16 protein-coding genes and 1 riboswitch are annotated in these 15,696 nt (G+C 74.2%); of the genes, 9 read left to right on the top strand and 7 right to left on the bottom strand.

Going from position 1 to position 15,696, the window contains the following annotated elements; all coding sequences use genetic code 11:
* Window positions 1–2 precede the first annotated feature (2 nt).
* Together thiS and thiO are read right to left on the bottom strand one after the other, a co-directional pair.
* Complete coding sequence (gene thiS, locus B079_RS0109595; RefSeq protein WP_018545575.1) at window positions 3–203, bottom strand: sulfur carrier protein ThiS; 201 nt, start codon at window positions 201–203, stop codon at window positions 3–5.
* Window positions 200–1,444, bottom strand: coding sequence for a glycine oxidase ThiO (gene thiO / locus B079_RS0109600; RefSeq protein WP_051095022.1), 1,245 nt, complete (start codon window positions 1,442–1,444; stop codon window positions 200–202). Before thiO ends, thiS begins: the two co-directional genes overlap by 4 nt.
* A riboswitch (TPP riboswitch) is annotated at window positions 1,442–1,553 on the bottom strand. (Overlaps the previous gene by 3 nt.)
* A 103-nt stretch (window positions 1,554–1,656) precedes the next feature.
* On the opposite strand from thiO, the gene B079_RS0109605 reads away from it, so the two are divergent.
* The 5 genes from B079_RS0109605 (at window position 1,657) to B079_RS0109625 (ending at window position 6,305) form a co-directional block, all read left to right on the top strand.
* Window positions 1,657–2,889: an NAD(P)/FAD-dependent oxidoreductase gene (locus B079_RS0109605; RefSeq protein ID WP_078495890.1), complete on the top strand. Its 1,233-nt coding sequence runs from the start codon at window positions 1,657–1,659 to the stop codon at window positions 2,887–2,889.
* A 110-nt stretch (window positions 2,890–2,999) separates the two neighbouring features.
* Window positions 3,000–3,365 carry an Rv2175c family DNA-binding protein gene (locus B079_RS0109610; protein ID WP_018545578.1) on the top strand — a complete coding sequence of 122 codons (366 nt, stop codon included), beginning with the start codon at window positions 3,000–3,002 and terminating at the stop codon, window positions 3,363–3,365.
* Between the two features lie 218 nt (window positions 3,366–3,583).
* A complete protein-coding gene (gene thiE, locus B079_RS0109615; RefSeq protein WP_018545579.1) occupies window positions 3,584–4,231 on the top strand; it encodes a thiamine phosphate synthase in 648 nt (215 codons plus the stop codon).
* A 134-nt stretch (window positions 4,232–4,365) separates the two neighbouring features.
* On the top strand, window positions 4,366–5,289 hold the full coding sequence (metF, locus tag B079_RS0109620) for a methylenetetrahydrofolate reductase [NAD(P)H] (protein WP_018545580.1): 924 nt from the start codon (window positions 4,366–4,368) through the stop codon (window positions 5,287–5,289).
* Between the two features lie 56 nt (window positions 5,290–5,345).
* Window positions 5,346–6,305: a hypothetical protein gene (locus tag B079_RS0109625; RefSeq protein WP_018545581.1), complete on the top strand. Its 960-nt coding sequence runs from the start codon at window positions 5,346–5,348 to the stop codon at window positions 6,303–6,305.
* A 13-nt stretch (window positions 6,306–6,318) separates the two neighbouring features.
* On the opposite strand, the gene B079_RS0109630 is transcribed toward B079_RS0109625, so the two are convergent.
* The 5 genes from B079_RS0109630 to B079_RS0109650 form a co-directional block, all read right to left on the bottom strand.
* Entirely contained in the window at window positions 6,319–7,806 is a 1,488-nt protein-coding gene (locus B079_RS0109630; protein ID WP_199779891.1) for a phytoene desaturase family protein, read from the bottom strand.
* Between the two features lie 52 nt (window positions 7,807–7,858).
* Entirely contained in the window at window positions 7,859–8,470 is a 612-nt protein-coding gene (locus B079_RS0109635) for a DUF4126 domain-containing protein (protein WP_018545583.1), read from the bottom strand.
* A 345-nt stretch (window positions 8,471–8,815) separates the two neighbouring features.
* Window positions 8,816–9,445 (bottom strand): TetR/AcrR family transcriptional regulator, encoded by a 630-nt coding sequence (locus B079_RS0109640; RefSeq protein ID WP_018545584.1) that lies wholly within the window; start codon window positions 9,443–9,445, stop codon window positions 8,816–8,818.
* Window positions 9,446–9,501: 56 nt separating this feature from the next.
* On the bottom strand, window positions 9,502–11,586 hold the full coding sequence (locus tag B079_RS0109645; RefSeq protein ID WP_018545585.1) for a YhgE/Pip domain-containing protein: 2,085 nt from the start codon (window positions 11,584–11,586) through the stop codon (window positions 9,502–9,504).
* Window positions 11,558–12,355, bottom strand: a complete 798-nt coding sequence (locus B079_RS0109650; RefSeq protein ID WP_018545586.1) for an ATP-binding cassette domain-containing protein — start codon at window positions 12,353–12,355, stop codon at window positions 11,558–11,560. The genes B079_RS0109645 and B079_RS0109650 overlap by 29 nt, the downstream gene beginning before the upstream one ends.
* Window positions 12,356–12,493: 138 nt before the next feature.
* On the opposite strand from B079_RS0109650, the gene B079_RS0109655 reads away from it, so the two are divergent.
* The 4 genes from B079_RS0109655 (at window position 12,494) to B079_RS0109670 (ending at window position 15,669) form a co-directional block, all read left to right on the top strand.
* Window positions 12,494–13,306 carry a class I SAM-dependent methyltransferase gene (locus B079_RS0109655; RefSeq protein WP_018545587.1) on the top strand — a complete coding sequence of 271 codons (813 nt, stop codon included), beginning with the start codon at window positions 12,494–12,496 and terminating at the stop codon, window positions 13,304–13,306.
* A gap of 219 nt (window positions 13,307–13,525) precedes the next feature.
* Window positions 13,526–14,053: an SAV_6107 family HEPN domain-containing protein gene (locus B079_RS0109660; protein WP_018545588.1), complete on the top strand. Its 528-nt coding sequence runs from the start codon at window positions 13,526–13,528 to the stop codon at window positions 14,051–14,053.
* Window positions 14,054–14,236: 183 nt separating this feature from the next.
* Complete coding sequence (locus tag B079_RS0109665; protein ID WP_018545589.1) at window positions 14,237–15,004, top strand: class I SAM-dependent methyltransferase; 768 nt, start codon at window positions 14,237–14,239, stop codon at window positions 15,002–15,004.
* Between the two features lie 275 nt (window positions 15,005–15,279).
* Window positions 15,280–15,669, top strand: a complete 390-nt coding sequence (locus B079_RS0109670) for a DUF3040 domain-containing protein (protein WP_018545590.1) — start codon at window positions 15,280–15,282, stop codon at window positions 15,667–15,669.
* Window positions 15,670–15,696 lie beyond the last annotated feature (27 nt).

Raw genomic sequence — 15,696 nt, forward strand, 5'->3', positions numbered from 1 at the left:
TTTCAGCCTCCCTGCACGGCGGTCAGCACCTCGACCCGGTCGCCCTCGGTGAGGCCGGTCTCGGCCCAGCGGGTGCGCGGGACGACGGTCTCGTTGAGGGCGGCGGCCACTCCGGAGGGGGCCGGGGTCAGGGTCCGCACCAGGGCGTCGAGCGCGGTGCCGGGGGCCACCTCGCGGGGCTCCCCGTTGACGGAGATGTTCATGCGGAGTGCTCCAGGGGGGTGGATACGGCGGCTGCGGGCGCGGTGGCGGTGGTGGCGGCGAACCGGGCCGGGGTGAACGGGCGCGCGGCCTCCGGCGGTTCGGCCCCGGTCAGCAGGTCCGCCATGACGTCGCCGGTGACGGGCGTGAGCAGCACGCCGTTGCGGTGGTGCCCGGTGGCCAGGAGCAGCCCGTCCAGGCCCGAGGGGCCGAGCAGCGGGGCGTTGTCGGGGGAGCCGGGGCGCAGCCCTGCGCCGGTCTCGGTCAGCGGCAGCTCGGTGATCCCGGGCACCAGCTCATGGGCGTCGCGCAGCAGCTCGTACACCCCGCCCGCGGTCACCGTGGTGTCCCAGCCCTGCTCCTCGGTGGTGGCGCCGACGACCAGCTCGCCGTTCTCGCGGGGCACCAGATAGACATGGCCGCCGCGCACCACGGCCCGTACGGTCCGGCTCAGGAACGGCGCGTGGCGCGGCGGCACGGTCAGCCGCAGCACCTGGCCCTTGACCGGACGCACCGGCGGCAGCACGTCCTCGGGGACACCGGTGAGCCGTCCGCTGGTGCTGCCGCCCGCGAGGACCACCTGAGGGGCGTGCAGCACGGTGCCGTCCTCGCCGGTGACCCCGACGGCGCGCTCACCGGCCATGTCGAGCCGCGCGGCCCAGGCCCGGTGGAACACCACCCCGGCCCGCTCGCAGGCCAGCACGAGGGCCGTGGCGAGCCGTCTCGGGTCGATCTGGTGGTCCCCGTCCACCCGGAGCCCGCCGCGCACACCGGGCGCCAGCATCGGCTCCAGACGGCGGCACTCGCGCCCGGTCAGCCACTCCGACTCCAGGCCCGAGCGGAGCTGGAGCGCGTGCAGTGCGCGCAGGTGGGCGCGGTCGTCGGCGTCGAGCGCGACCGCGAGGGTGCCGCAGCGGCGGTAGCCGAGGCCGAGCCCGGTCGCCTCCGTCAGCTCGGCGGCGAAGCCCGGATAGCGGCGGGCCGACTCCAGGTTGAGCGCGAGCAGCGCCTCCTCGCCGTAGTGCAGCTCGGTGACGGCGGCCAGCATCCCCGCCGCGACCCGCGCGGCCCCGCCGCCTGGCTCGGGGTCCACCACCGTGACGGAGAGCCCGCGCAGCGCGGCCCGCCAGGCCGTGACCAGGCCAATGATCCCGCCGCCGATCACGAGCACGTCGCTCGTGGCCGCCGCGCCGGGCGTCCCGCGGCCGTGCGCACCGGGTTGTCCGGACCTACGTGCGTGCATGGGCGTCCAGCCCCTCCCTTCGCCGGCATGACCCGGATCAGGTTCGTACGGTCGGAGGCCGCCAGCCTCCCTCTCAGCCCGGTGCGTCCGGGCTCCCGCGAGTGCTTTCTACGGTGGCCACCCTAGTCCTCGGCCCAGGGCACCGGTATGTCGGCCCCGGGCGCGCGGGCCGGGTCGGCGCCGGTGATCGCACGGCCGTCTATGGTGGCCGGGTGAGCGAGCAGACAGCGCGGGAGAGCGCGGCGGGCGGGCGGCGCGTGGTCGTCGTCGGAGCGGGCATGGCCGGGGTGCAGACCGCGGTCGCCCTGCGCGAGCAGGGCTTCGACGGGACCATCACCCTGATCGGCGCCGAGCCGCACAAGCCGTACGACCGGCCGCCCCTGTCCAAGGGCCTCCTTCTCGGCAAGGCCGAGGACTCCGCCTTCGACGTGGACTTCGCCTCGCTCGGCATCGACCTCAGGCTCGGCGTCGAGGCGGTCGGTGTGCGCCCCGCCGACCACGAGGTGGACACCGAGACCGGCCCTGTCGCCTACGACGCGCTGGTCCTCGCCACCGGCGCCGAGGCCGTCCGGCTGCCCGGCACCGACGACGCGCCCGACGTGCATCTGCTGCGCACCCTGGACGACGCCACACGGCTGCGCCCGGTCCTCGCCGGACAGCACGACGTCGTCGTGGTGGGCGCGGGCTGGATCGGCGCCGAGTTCGCCACCGCCGCCCGCGAGGCGGGCTGCGCGGTCACCGTCGTCGAGGCCGCCGACCGGCCGCTGGCCGAGGCGCTGCCCGAGCAGGCCGCCGCCCCGATGGCCGACTGGTACGCGGCGGCGGGCGTCGAGCTGCGCACCGGCGCCCGCGTGGCGCGCGTCGAGCCCGGCGCCGTGGTGCTCTCCGACGGCGCGCGGCTGCCCGCCGGGGCCGTCGTGGTCGGCATCGGCGCCCGCCCGGCCACCGCGTGGCTCGCCGGGTCGGGCATCGAGCTGGGCGAGCACGGCGAGGTCCTGGCCGACGACCGGCTGCGCACCTCGGCCGAGGACGTGTACGCGGTCGGCGACTGCGTCTCCTTCCCCTCGGCCCGCTACGGCGAGCGGCTGCTCGTCCACCACTGGGACAACGCCCTCCAGGGCCCGCGCACGGTCGCCGCCGACATCCTGGAGGCCGGGACCGCGCCCTACGACCCGGTGCCGTACTTCTGGTCGGAGCAGTTCGGCCGGTTCGTGCAGTACGCGGGCCACCACCTGGCCGCCGACCGCGCGGTCTGGCGCGGCGAGCCGGAGGACGCGGCCTGGACCCTGTGCTGGCTGCGCGAGGACCGCCTCGTCGCCCTGCTGGCCGTCGGCCGACCGCGCGATCTCGCCCAGGGGCGACGGCTGATCGAGTCGGGCCGCACCCTGGACGCGGGCGTCCTGGCGGACCCGGCGCGACCGCTGAAGGAGGCGGTGGCGGGGTAGCCACGGCCCGGGGGAGGGGCCGGTCGGGGCGGCCTCGGCCGGGCTTTGGGGCGACCCGGGCGGACCGTCCTGGTTTCCTCCCGTCGGCAGAGGATGGCAGGCTTGGTCCTGTGACCGAGATTGACGCAAAGATCGATGCTCTCGTCCCCGCCTGGCTCACCCTCCCCGACATCGCCGAACAGCTCGGCGTCGAGGTGACGCGTGTGCGGCAGCTGGTCAAGGAAGGCCAGATCATCGCCGTACGCCGTGGTGAGAACCGGGCGCTGCACGTCCCCGCCGCCTTCATCGACGGGGACAAGGTCGTCAAGGGCCTGACCGGCACCTTGACGCTCCTGCGGGACGACGGCTTCACGGTCGAAGAAATGATCGAATGGCTGTTCACCCCCGACCCCTCCCTGCCGGGCACCCCCGCCCAGGCCCTGAGCGAGAATCGCGGCACGGAGGTGAAGCGCCGGGCCCAGGCGCTCGCCGTCTGACCCACCGCACCGCCGGACGGCGTACCGGCTGACCGCCCGTACGCCGTCCGCACCACATGCCCGTGACCCATGGGCCGTGGCCCTGGGGTGTGCCCGCCGCCCACGGGTCCTGGCCACGCACCTCTTGGCCACGCAACGTGCCCGTGCTGCACAGACCGCACCCATACGCCCGTGACCTGCGGGCCCGTACCGCCGACCGACCCCCGGGGGACCACCGCATGTCCGACACCGCCCGCACCCGTCTCGCCGACGCCCGGCTCTACCTCTGCACGGACGCCCGGACCCGGCAGGGCGACCTCGCCGAGTTCCTGGACGCGGTCCTCGCGGGCGGGGTGGACATCGTGCAGCTGCGCGACAAGGGCATGGAGGCCGCCGAGGAGCTGGCGCACCTGGAGGTCTTCGCGGACGCCTGCGCCCGGCACGGCAAGCTGCTCGCGGTCAACGACCGCGCCGACGTGGCCCACGCGGCCCGCGCCGACGTGCTCCACCTGGGCCAGGGCGACCTTCCGGTCCCCGCCGCGCGCGCGATCCTCGGCGACGACGTGCTGATCGGCCGCTCCACCCACAGCGCGGCCGAGGCCGCCGCGGCGGCCGTCCAGGACGGCGTGGACTACTTCTGCACCGGCCCCTGCTGGCCCACCCCCACCAAGCCGGGCCGCCCCGCGCCCGGTCTGGACCTCGTCCGGTACACCGCCGGGCTCGGCACCGACCGCCCCTGGTTCGCCATCGGCGGCATCGACCTCGGCAATCTCGACCAGGTGCTGGAGGCGGGCGCCCGCCGGGCGGTCGTGGTCCGCGCGCTCACCGAGGCCGACGACCCGGGGGCCGCGGCAGCGGAGTTCGCCAAGCGGCTGCGCGAGGTCTGACGGGCCACTGCCCGGCACCGCAGACGGCGCCTCCGACGGCCTTTTGTGTCCAAGGGATGGACAAGCGCCCGGCAATTCGGCCATATCGCCGGTTCCCGGTTGGGGGACCGGCGCCCCCTGGCTAACCTGCGGGTATGGCCCTCGGAACCGCATCCACCAGGACTGATCGCGCCCGGACCGTCCGGGACATCCTCGCCACCGGCAAGACGGCGTACTCCTTCGAGTTCTACGCGCCGAAAACCCCCAAGGGCGAGCGGAACCTGTGGGACGCGCTGCGCCGGGTCGAGGCGGTCGCCCCCGACTTCGTCTCCGTCACCTACGGCGCGGGCGGCTCCACCCGGGCCACCACGGTCAAGGAGACCCAGCAGATCGTCGTGGACACGACGCTCACCCCGGTCGCCCATCTCACCGCCGTGGACCACTCGGTGGCCGAACTGCGCAACATCATCGGGCAGTACGCCGACGCGGGCATCCGCAACATGCTCGCCGTGCGCGGCGACCCGCCCGGCGACCCCATGGGCGACTGGGTCGCGCACCCCAAGGGGCTCACCTACGCCGCCGAACTCGTCCAGCTCATCAAGGAGTCGGGGGACTTCTGCGTCGGCGTCGCCGCCTTCCCCGAGATGCACCCGCGCTCCAGCGACTGGGACACCGATGTGTCCCACTTCGTGGACAAGTGCCGCGCGGGCGCCGACTACGCGATCACACAGATGTTCTTCCAGCCCGAGTCGTATCTCCGGCTGCGCGACCGGGTCGCCGCGGCGGGCTGCGAGACCCCCGTGATCCCCGAGATCCTGCCGGTCACCAGCGTGCGGATGCTGGAACGACTGCCACAACTCAGCAACGCCGTCTTCCCGTCCGAGCTGAAAGAGCGGATCCTCGCGGCGAAGGACGACCCGGCGGCTGTACGCTCCCTTGGCATCGACTTCGCCACGGAGTTCTGCGCGCGCCTGCTCGCAGAAGGAGTGCCCGGACTGCACTTCATCACGCTCAACAACTCCACGGCGACACTGGAAATCTACGAGAACCTGGGCCTGCATCACCCCCCGCGGGCCTAGACCGGCCGCACCGCCATAGGACACACTGCGTAACGGTCACTGGGAGAGGGGCGTACATGGGCTGGACGGTCCTCTACATCGCGTTCGGCGTCGTCGCGCTGTGGTTGCTCGGCGAAGTGCTGCTGCAGTACAAGGCGCGGCTGCGCTGGCGGCTGCTCGCGTTCACCGGATTCCTCGGCGTCGTGGTCGGCGTGCTGCTGCCGTCCGTGATCGTCATCGGCATAGGCGCGATCGCCTTCGCGGTCGGCCAGACCTATGTCACGCTCTCCTTCCGCAAGGGCTTCGCGGCCGGTTGGGCGGTCAAGCGGCCCGACGACGCGGAGGAGGGGACGCCCGCCAAGCGCCGCCGAGGCGGCCGGGGCGAGTACCAGGACCCGGTGTTCGGCGCCGGTGACGCCGACGGCGACACCGAGGCTTCCTACGAGCCGCCCGCCTACGCCGCCCGGGAGGGCGCCGACTTCGAGGACGACGCCTACGACCGGGACGACGTGTTCACCCCGGTCCGTGCGCCCGAGCCCGGCGCCGCCGAGACGACCACCGTCTACGAGCCCCAGCCGATACCCGACGACACTGGTTCCTACGGCGTCTACGGCGACCAGACCCAGGCCGCCCCCCAGCAGCAGCCCACCGGCGAACAGGCCTACGCCTACGACTACTCGGGCTACGACCAGACCCAGCAGCAGTCCTACGGCTACGACGCCACCACCGGCGCCCAGGGCTACGGCACCTACCAGGACCCGTACGCCGCCACCCAGACCCAGGACTACAGCGGCTACGACGCCTCCGGCTACGGCCAGCAGCAGTACGCCCAGCAGACCCAGCAGACCTACGGCCAGGACACCGCCTACGGCACCGGTGGCTACGGCGATGGCCAGACCCCGGCCGGCGGCGTCTGGGTGCCGCAGCAGCGCACCGACGAGTACGGCGGCGAACTCCCGCAGGAGCAGCCGTATCCCTACCAGGGGCAGCCGCAGCAGCAGCCGAACGCCGGGTACGACGAGCAGTACCGCTACTGAGCGCGTCCGCGGCTCACCGCGAGCCGCGGAACTCCGGCCCCTCCACGACGAGTCCGGCCACCAGCGCGCCCGACATGCCCGCGTGCGGCAGCCCGCCGCCGGGGTGGGCCCAGCCGCCGACCCGGTAAAGACCGGGCAGCCGCGTGGAGTTGGCGGGGTGCAGGAACCGGCCGTCGCCCGCCGCGAGCGAGGGCGCGGGTACGGCGCCTGCCCGATCCGGGGTCACCACCTCGTGCCAGAGCAGGCGTTCGCGCAGGTCGGGTATCGCCGCGCTCGCGGCGTCGAGCATCAGCTCCGTGGTGCGGGCGGCCCGCTCCGGGTCCTCCCAGCCCGCGTCCACCGGGACGGTCGCGCGGAGAACGGCCGACTCGTGGGCGTCGTCCGGGCGGAGCGCGGGGTCGCCGGGGCGGTACACGGTCACCGTGGGACGCGGCTGCGCGGCGCCGCCCGGGGCGGCCAGGAAGTCCGACTCGGCCGCGCTGTCCGGGGAATGCACCACCGTGCGATGCGCGGTGCCCGCCTCCCGGGCGCCGCGCAGGGCGAGCAGCACGGTGAACCGGGCGGCACCCGAGGGGGCGAGCCCGGCCGGGACATCACCCTCGCCGTCCAGCGGACGGTCCGTCAGCGCGCCCAGCAGCGCCGGGTCCACGCCCGCCACGACCTGGTCGGCCTCGACCGCCGAACCGTCGGCCAGCTCCACGCCCGCCGCCCGGCCGTCCTTCTCCACCACCCGGGTCACCTCGGCGCCGAAGACGAACTCCACCCGGCGCCGCACACACCGCTCGTACACCGCGCGGGCCAGCTCGCGCATCCCGCCGCGCACGTACCAGGTGCCGAAGGCGTGCTCCATGTACGGCAGCACGGCCGCGCTCGCCGGGGCGGTGCGCGGATCGAGGCCGTACGCGAGGGCGTGGCTCGCCAGCAGCTCGGCCAGGCGGGCGTCGCGCAGCTCCCAGGCGCCGACCTCGGCGAGCGTGGCGGCGCGGCGGGTGCGCAGCAGCTTCTTGTGCGGGACCGAGGGGTAGGGCTCGCGCTCGGCCAGCACCTGCCAGTTGGGCCACAGGGGTTCTTCGAGGAGCGGGCGGCGGGTGCGGTCCCAGGCTTCGCGGGCGCGGACCAGGAAGTCGCCCCAGCGCTGTCCGGCCCCGGCGCCCAGCGTCTCGTCCAGAGCCGCGACGACTCCGGCGCGCGAGGCGTTGGGCAGGTCGACCCGGGTGCCGTCCGCGAAGACGTGCCGGGCGGCCGGGTCCACCTGGACCAGCTCGACCAGGTCCTCCAGTGGCTCCTTGCCGGTCTTCAGGAACAGATCGCGGTAGACGGCGGGCAGCGGCAGCAGCCCCGGGCCGGTGTCGAAGGCGAACCCGTCCCGCTCGAAACGGCGCACCGCGCCGCCGTACGTGTCGCCCCGCTCGTACACCGTCACCCGGTGGCCCGCGACGGCCAGCCGGGCGGCGCACGCCATCGCGCCCATCCCGGCGCCGATCACCACAATCCGTGCCATGACCGCGACTTTACCGACCCCCACCGACAACCCGGCCGGAGAGGGCCCCGGCCTAGGGCGGCCCCTGCATCCGCGAGGCGAGCCTGCGTTCCTCGCGGCGCTGGGCCCGGCGGCGCAGGAAGCGGCGGATGCGCGAGACCAGGAAGACCATCACGACAAGCCCGGAGATCAGCAGCACCCCGCAGACGATCGCCGCCGCCTCGGGATGGAACATCGCGAACGACACGATCCCGCCCACCCCGAGATCCTCGGCGAGGCTCAGCACGATGTTGCTGACCGGCTCGGGCGAGGTGTTGACCGCCATCCGCGTCCCGGCCTTCACGGCATGGCTGGCCAGCGCCGTCGAACCGCCGAGCAGCCCGGCGGCCACGTCGGAGAGCGAACCGCTGTGCCCAGCGAGCAGCGCCCCGATCCAGGCGCCCGCGAGCGGCCGGATCACCGTGTGCGCCGAGTCCCACACCGAGTCCACGTACGGGATCTTGTCGGCGACCGTCTCAAGGAGGAACAGCACACCGGCCGCGATCAGCACCTCGGGGCGCTGCAGCGTCTGCGGGACGTCGTCACTCACCCCGGTCAGGCCGAAGAGGCCGAGCAGCAGCACCACCGCGTAGGCGTTGACACCGCTGGCCCAGCCGCTGGTGAAGACCAGGGGGAGTACGGACACGGAGGCGATCGTAGCCAGCGCGCGGCCTCGTGGGGCGGGTTCGCGTGCGGACGGCTGAGTATCCGTACCTAGACGGCGAGATGAGTAGCCGCGCGGATGGGCCGGAGGGCGTCCGGGCGGGAGAGTGGAGGCACGGCAAGGGGGCGCGGCCCGGCACCGCCGACACGGGGCGGCGGAACGGCGCCCGCCCGCCTGCCGCTCCTTCCGCCGATCCGTCGGCGGAAGCGAGACACGGGGGCCCGTGGACCGACCGCCCACGGGGACCGGGAAGGACCGTACGGGGAGTACGGGGGAAACAGGAGGGCGCCGGACCGTCGTGACGACGGTCCGGCGCCCTCCGCCCGTTCAGCGGGTGCCGCTCACCCGGCCCTGGAGCAGCCGGGACAGCGCCGCGTGCACGTCGTCCAGCGAGCGCTCCGGCTGGAACGCCTGCCAGTCCAGGGCGGCCACCAGCACCATCCCGACCAGCGCGGCGGCCGTCAGCTGCACATCGATCTCCGGGCTGAACTCGCCCGCCGCGACGCCCTCCCGCAGCACGTTCTCCACCACGGCGACGGCCTCCTGGCGCACCACCATGAGCGTGGACTGCCAGGCGCGGTTGGTGCGCCACAGCTCGGCCACGTAGAGCTGGGTGAAGGCCGGGTAGCGGTCGATGAACTCCAGGCCCGCCCGGATCATCGCGTCCAGCGCGTCCACCCCGGTGCCGCCCCGGGCCGCCGTCCGCTCGGCCGCCTCCCGCAGCGAGGCGGTCAGCAGCCCCACCCCGTGCCGCAGCAGTTCCTCGAAGAGGACGGACTTGCTCGCGAAGTTGTAGTAGACCGTGCCCTTCGCGACCCCGGCGCGCTCCGCGATCTCGTCCACCGTGGTGGCGGAGAAACCCTGCTCGGCGATGAGCGTGACGGCCGCCTCGTAGAGCTTCTGCCGGGTGGCCTCGCGGCGCGTGCTGCCGCCGGACGTGGCGCTGGTGCTTTCCATGGACCCGATTCTCACAGGTACGCGCGGGTGCCGGTCCTTCCCGGGGAGCCCGTCGATCACAGGCTCAGCTCGGGGTGCAGCCGGTCCAGGGTCCACACCTGGCGGCGCCGGGCGGCGATCGCGGTGAGCGCGAGGGCTCCGGCGGTGAACGCGATCAGCACCGCGCACGCCTGCCACACCGGTCCGAGCCCGCCGCCCGTGATCAGCCTGCGCAGCGCCGAGACCACGTAACTCATCGGCAGGAACGGGTGGATGGCGTTGAAGAAGCCCGGACTGGTCTGCACCGGGTACGTGCCGCCCGCCGAGGTCAGCTGGAGCATCAGCAGCGCGAGGACGAGGATGCGGCCCGCCGCGCCGAAGCGGGCGTTCAGCCACTGCACGATCGCCGCGAAGCACGCCGTGACCAGGAACAGGAAGCCGACCGTCCCCGCCGGACGCGCCAATTCCAGCCCGATCCCCCAGTGCAGCACCGCCATCAGCGCCAGCACCTGGAGCACCCCGACGGCGACCACCGGCAGCCACCCCGCCGGGGCGATCCGCCGCGCCGGGGCACCGGCGGCCAGGGCGCGCCGGTTGAGCGGCGGCAGCAGCATGTAGGCGACCATGGCGCCCACCCACAGGGACAGCGGGATGAAGTACGGCGCGAAACCGGTGCCGTAGTTGGGCGCCCGGTGCAGATCGTGCGAGGCGAGCCGCACCGGGTCGGCCATCACGCCGGTGCGCTCGTCGCGGTCGTGCTGGTCGTAGTCGGGGATCTTGCGCGCCCCGGAGTGCAGTCCGCCCGCGAGCTTCCCCGAGCCGTCGGAGAGCCGGTACAGACCGCCGTCCAGGCTGCGGGCGCCCGACTCGGCGGTGCCGATGCCCCGGTGCAGGGCGGTCGCGCCGGTTTCGGCGGTGCCGAGGCCGGTGTGCAGCTTCCTGGCCCCTGCGGCGACCTTGGCCGCGCCGTCGTTCAGCTTGTTGATCCGGCCCACGGCGTCGGCCAGGTCCTCGTGCAGATGCGGGGCGCGCTCGGCGAGGGCGCGGGACTGCGTCCGCAGCGTCTTCAGGTTCGTCCGCATGGTCGTCAGATCGCCGTCCTGGTCGGCGATCACGGTGTTGAGGTCGTCGGCCACCTTCGCCACGTCCTCGGCCGCCTGCTCGGCCTTCTTCAGGTCCGGGCAGGCCGGGTCGGGCAGCGGAGCGCTCTCGCAGCGGGTGCGGTGGATCTCGGTCAGTACGTCGGCGGAGGCGTGGGCCGCCTTCGCCGCGCCCGGGGCGAGCCGCACCAGGGTGGCGAGGTTGTCGTCCACGGCGTCGGCCGAGTCGGCCACCAGACGCGCGGTGTCCCCGATCGTCTTCTCGTTGTCCTTGAGGAACGGACCGGCCTTGGCGTAGACGCCGTTGACACGGTCGGCCAGGGTCTGGGTGCCGTCCGCGACCTGGCGTGAGCCGTCGGCCAGGTCGGCCGAGCCCTTGGTGAGCTTGGTCAGGCCGGTGGCCAGCTTGCCGCTGCCGCTGTTGGCGTCCCTCAGCCCGTCGGTGAGCTTCTTGGCGCCCTTCTCCGCCTTGCCGAGGCCCTGCTGGAGCGTGTCGGCTCCGTCGGCGGCGGTCACCGTCTTGTCGTGGATCGTGGAGAACGACACGAAGATCTTGTCCAGGAAGGACCGGGACGCCTTGGTGGAGGCGGCCGAGCGGACCTCCGCGAAGACGGTCCGGGAGATCTGGCCGACGATGTAGTTGTTCGCGTCGTTCGTACGCACCTGGAGCGCGCCCGTCTCCGGCGAGTCGCCCGCACTGGACGCGATCCGCGCGCTGAAGTCCGACGGCATCGTCAGGGAGAGGTAGTAGGTGCCGTCCTCCACCCCCTGACGCGCCTCGGCGTCGCTCACCTCGTGCCACTCGAAGGTGCCGCTGTCGCGCAGCCCGCGCACCAGGTCGTCACCGGCATGGAGGTGCTTCCCGGCGGCCGTCGTGCCCTTGTCGTCGTTGACGAGGGCGACCGGGACACGGTCCAGGCGGCCGTACGGGTTCCAGAACGACCACAGGTAGAGCGCGCCGTAGAGGAGGGGCAGCAGGAGCAGCGCGACGAGGGCGGCGCGGGGGAGCCGCCCCCGCCCGAACCGCCTCAGCTCAAGCGCGGCGAGCCGGGGTGAGCGCATCGGTGTCCGCCTCCTTCCGGGGCTCGGGGGCTTCCTGGGTGTCCTGGGCCTTCTGGTCTTCGGGCTCGGGCTCGGTGCCGGTCTCGGCGTCCGTGGAGACGATCACGCAGTCCTCGGGGGCCGTACGGCACACCGCGAGGACGGTCGTGCCGGTGCGCGCGACGGAGCGCAGCAGGGTCCACACCTCGGCGCGTTCCTCGTCCGAGAGCCGCAGCTCCGCGTCGTCCACCGCGAGCAGCCCGGGCCTGCCGACGAGGGCGAGGGCGACGGACAGCCGCAGCGCCTCGAGCCGCTCCAGGTCCCGTACGGGCGTGCGCGAGCCCTTGGGCAGCGTGTCCGGGTCGAGCCCGGCGGCGGCCAGCGCGGCGTCGGCGCGCAGCCGCGCCTCGTGCACCCGGTCCGGGTGCGGACGCAGGGCCTCGCGCAGGGACTCCCCGAACCGCCGTTGCAGCAGCGCCCGTTCGCGCAGATGCTCGGCGACGGTCAGCGCGGGCTCCAGATCGGTGACCCCGGCCATGTTGGCCACGGCGCTGATCTTCCGTACGGCCGCCATCCGCCGGGGCAGCGCGAGCCCGCCCACGACCGCCGTCCCCGCGCTCGGTTTCATCCGCCCCGTGAGCGCGAGCAGCAGACTGGTCCGCCCGGAACTGGACGCCCCCGCGACCGCGACGAGCGACCCCGCCTCCGCGCGGAACCCGACCCCCCGAAAGGCCCACCCCCGTGGCCCCTTGACCCCGAACTCCTCGGCCGTGACGTCCACGCCGTCCACAGGCCCCCCATGTTTTTGAACTGACTGGTCAGTTCAAAAGTATGCCGGACGGCGGAAGTGAGGGAAACGGCGGGGGTGTTGTCGCGGGTCTAGGCTGGCGCGGTGACTGAGGACCAGGAGCGGGTGCGGCCGTCGGGCGTGTGGGCCACGGCGGTGGGGGTGGCCCGGGTGCGGGCGCTGGAGACCGAGCGGGAGAACGCGCTGTTCCGCGATCCGCTGGCACGGGCCTTCGCCGCGGCCGGTGGTCTGTGGCCCTCCTCGCCGCCGCCCGCCGACGAGGCCGCGCGCCGCCGTCGCCTTGGCGTGGCGTTCTCCATCGTCATCAGGACGAAGTTCCTCGACGACCTGCTGCGGGAGGCGTCCGCGTCCGGGGTCCGGCAGGTCGTGCTGCTCGGCGCGGGCATGGACAGCCGGGCCTTCCGGATGGCCTGGCCCGAGGGCACCCGGCTGTTCGAGGTCGACACCGCCGTGCCGCTGGACTTCAAGGCTTCGGTGCTGCGCCAGGAGCGGGCCGTCGCCCGCTGCGAGCGGATCACCGTCCCGGTGGACCTGCGGGAGGACTGGCCCCGCGCGCTGGCCGCCGCGGGGCACGACCCGGCGCTCCCGACCGTGTGGATCGCCGAAGGGCTGCTGATCTATCTGCCCGAGGACGCGGTGGAGCTGCTGCTGGCCCGGATCGGCGCGCGGTCGGCGACCGGCAGCCGGATGGGGCTGACGCTCGGCTCGCGCGGCGTCATCGAGCGCTTCGGCGCGGACGCCGCGCCGGGCTCGGCGGCGTCCCTGTGGGTCTCGGAGATGCCCGACGACCCGGTGGGCTGGCTGGCCGGGCACGGCTGGGAGGCGAGCGGCCACACCCTGCGCGAGCGCGCCGCCGCCTACGGCCGCCCCCTCACCACCCCGGCGCGGCGCGAGGAGGGGCCCGGCGGACTGATCTCGGCGGTCCGGCGGTAGGGCGAGCGCTGTCCGCCCCCGCGCGGGGCCGGTGATGACCGTCCGGCCAGGGGGCCGGTGATGTCCGCTCCGCGAGGAGGACGGTGACGCGGTGCGGCCGGGCCCTCTCCGTATGCCCGGCATCGGTGCGAAAGCGCAGGTCGGGGCGGATTGTCAGTGGCAGGGGTCACGATGGGCACCGATGGCATCCGTGCCGTCACCGACGACAGGAGGTTCGTCATGGCCGTCTCGTCCTCAGCCGCAGCCCGGCGACCCGGCGCCACCGGCTCCGCCCCGTCACCCGGCGGCCCGGCGAGCGATGTGCACCCGGTGGTCCGCCGGGCCACCGCGCCGCCCGCCGCCGTCGCCCTGCTCGCCCAGGCCCGCAGCGCCCTGGCGGAGGCCGTCGCCGAGGAGGCGCCCAACGAGCGCTACGCGACGGCCCATCTCGCCGCCCTGCGCACCGCCGCCGCCGTCCTCGCCGCGCGCGGCAGGCCCGATCCCACGCCCCGCCGCCGCGCCCGCATCCGCAGCGCCTGGGAGGTGCTGCCCGAGATCGCCCCCGAACTGACCGAGTGGAGCGCCCTGTTCGCCTCCGGCGCGGCCCGCCGCGCCCGCGCCGAGGCGGGCATCAGGGGCGCGGCGAGCGCCCGCGACGCCGACGACCTGATACGCGACGTGGCGCTGTTCATCCGACTGGTCGAGCGGATGCTGCTCCCGCGACCGGTGCTGCCCCGCACCCGGGGAGAGGAGGGCGCGCGGGGCTGAGACCCGGGCCGTGTCCACCTCGCGAGACGCGCTCCGGCGCAGGCCGCCGGGGGTGACCCGGGCGCGGTCGCAGGCAATAGGGTGGAAGGGCCTGCTGCCTCCACCCCGCCGGGACGGGCCGGGGAGGCAACCCCTTTCGCGCCGCCGGGCAACGGGCGGTGCCGCGCCGAGGAGTCAACTGCCGTGCCGGACCCGATGCCCCGCGCCTCCCTCCGTACCGCCGTGGTGTGGGACGTCCTCCGGGACGCCCTGGACCGCCAGGTCAAGGCCTCGGGACGGGACGTGCTGGACGTGCTCGACACCGGCGGCGGCAGCGGCCGGTTCGCGGTGCCGGTCGCCCGGCTCGGCCACCACGTCACCGTCGTCGACCCCAGCCCCAACGCCCTCTTCGCCCTGGAGCGCCGGGCCGCCGAGGCGGGCGTCGCCGACCGGGTGCGCGGTGTCCAGGGCGACGCCCACGGCCTCTTCGACGTGGTCGACCGGGGCGGCTACGACGCGGTGCTGTGCCACGGCGTCCTGGAGTACGTCGACGACCCCGCCGAGGGCGTCCGCAACACCGTCGCCGCGCTGCGCCCCGGCGGTGTGCTCAGCCTGCTCGCCGCCGGGCTCGGCGGCGCCGTCCTCGCCCGCGCCCTGGCCGGTCACTTCACCGAGGCCCGGCACGCCCTCCAGGACCCCGACGGCCGCTGGGGCGAGAGCGACCCGGTCCCGCACCGCTTCACCGCCGAGCAGCTGACCGCGCTGGTCGAGGGCGCGGGCCTCAGGGCCGCCGCGGTGCACGGCGTACGGGTCTTCGCGGACCTCGTGCCCGGCGTCCTGGTGGACACCGAGCCCGGCGCGCTCGACGCCCTGCTCCGTCTGGAGGCCGCCGCGGCCGAGCTGCCCGCCTTCCACTCCGTGGCCACGCAGATCCATGTGCTCGGTGAGACACCCGGGGCGCCGCGGGCCTGAGCGCCCCGGGTGACCCGCCGCTGATCAGCGGCTTGTCGGCAGATGGAGTACGCCACAAGCCCTCCGATCGAGGGGTTTGCGCCGTATGATCGAGGTACACCGAACCGGCATGACGGGTCGGCCGTTGGGGAATGGAAGCTTCAGCGGGCCGGGACGCCGTGGCGGCTCCGGTTGGTCAGAAGGCGCAGAGGGGCGGGTTTCACGGGGGCGATTCCCTGCCTATCCTGAAAAGACCCCCCGGGTCGCCCCGGCGACTGCACGATGAGGAGGACTCCGTGCCGCTCTCGGAGCACGAGCAGCGCATGCTCGAGCAAATGGAGCGAGCGCTGTACGCCGAAGATCCCAAGTTCGCGTCGGCGCTTGAGGGAAACGGGCTGCGGACGTACACCCGTCGGCGGGTCTACCAGTCCGTAGCGGGTTTCCTCGTGGGTATCGCGCTCCTCATGGCCGGTATGGTCGCGCAGATCATCTGGATCAGTGTGGTGGGCTTCCTCGTCATGCTGGGCTGTGCCGTCCTCGCGGTCACCGGCTGGCGCAAGGCGCCCAAGCCGGGCGAGCGCCACGGTCCGGCGGCCAGGCGCCGCCGCCCGGTGCGCCGCAGACGCACCATGATGGAGCGGATCGAGGCCCGCTGGCAGCGCCGCCGAGACGAACAGGGCCACTGACCGCCCGCACACCGACAGACATGCGTG

It is taken from the genome of Streptomyces sp. LaPpAH-108 (assembly GCF_000373625.1).
Classification (GTDB): domain Bacteria; phylum Actinomycetota; class Actinomycetes; order Streptomycetales; family Streptomycetaceae; genus Streptomyces.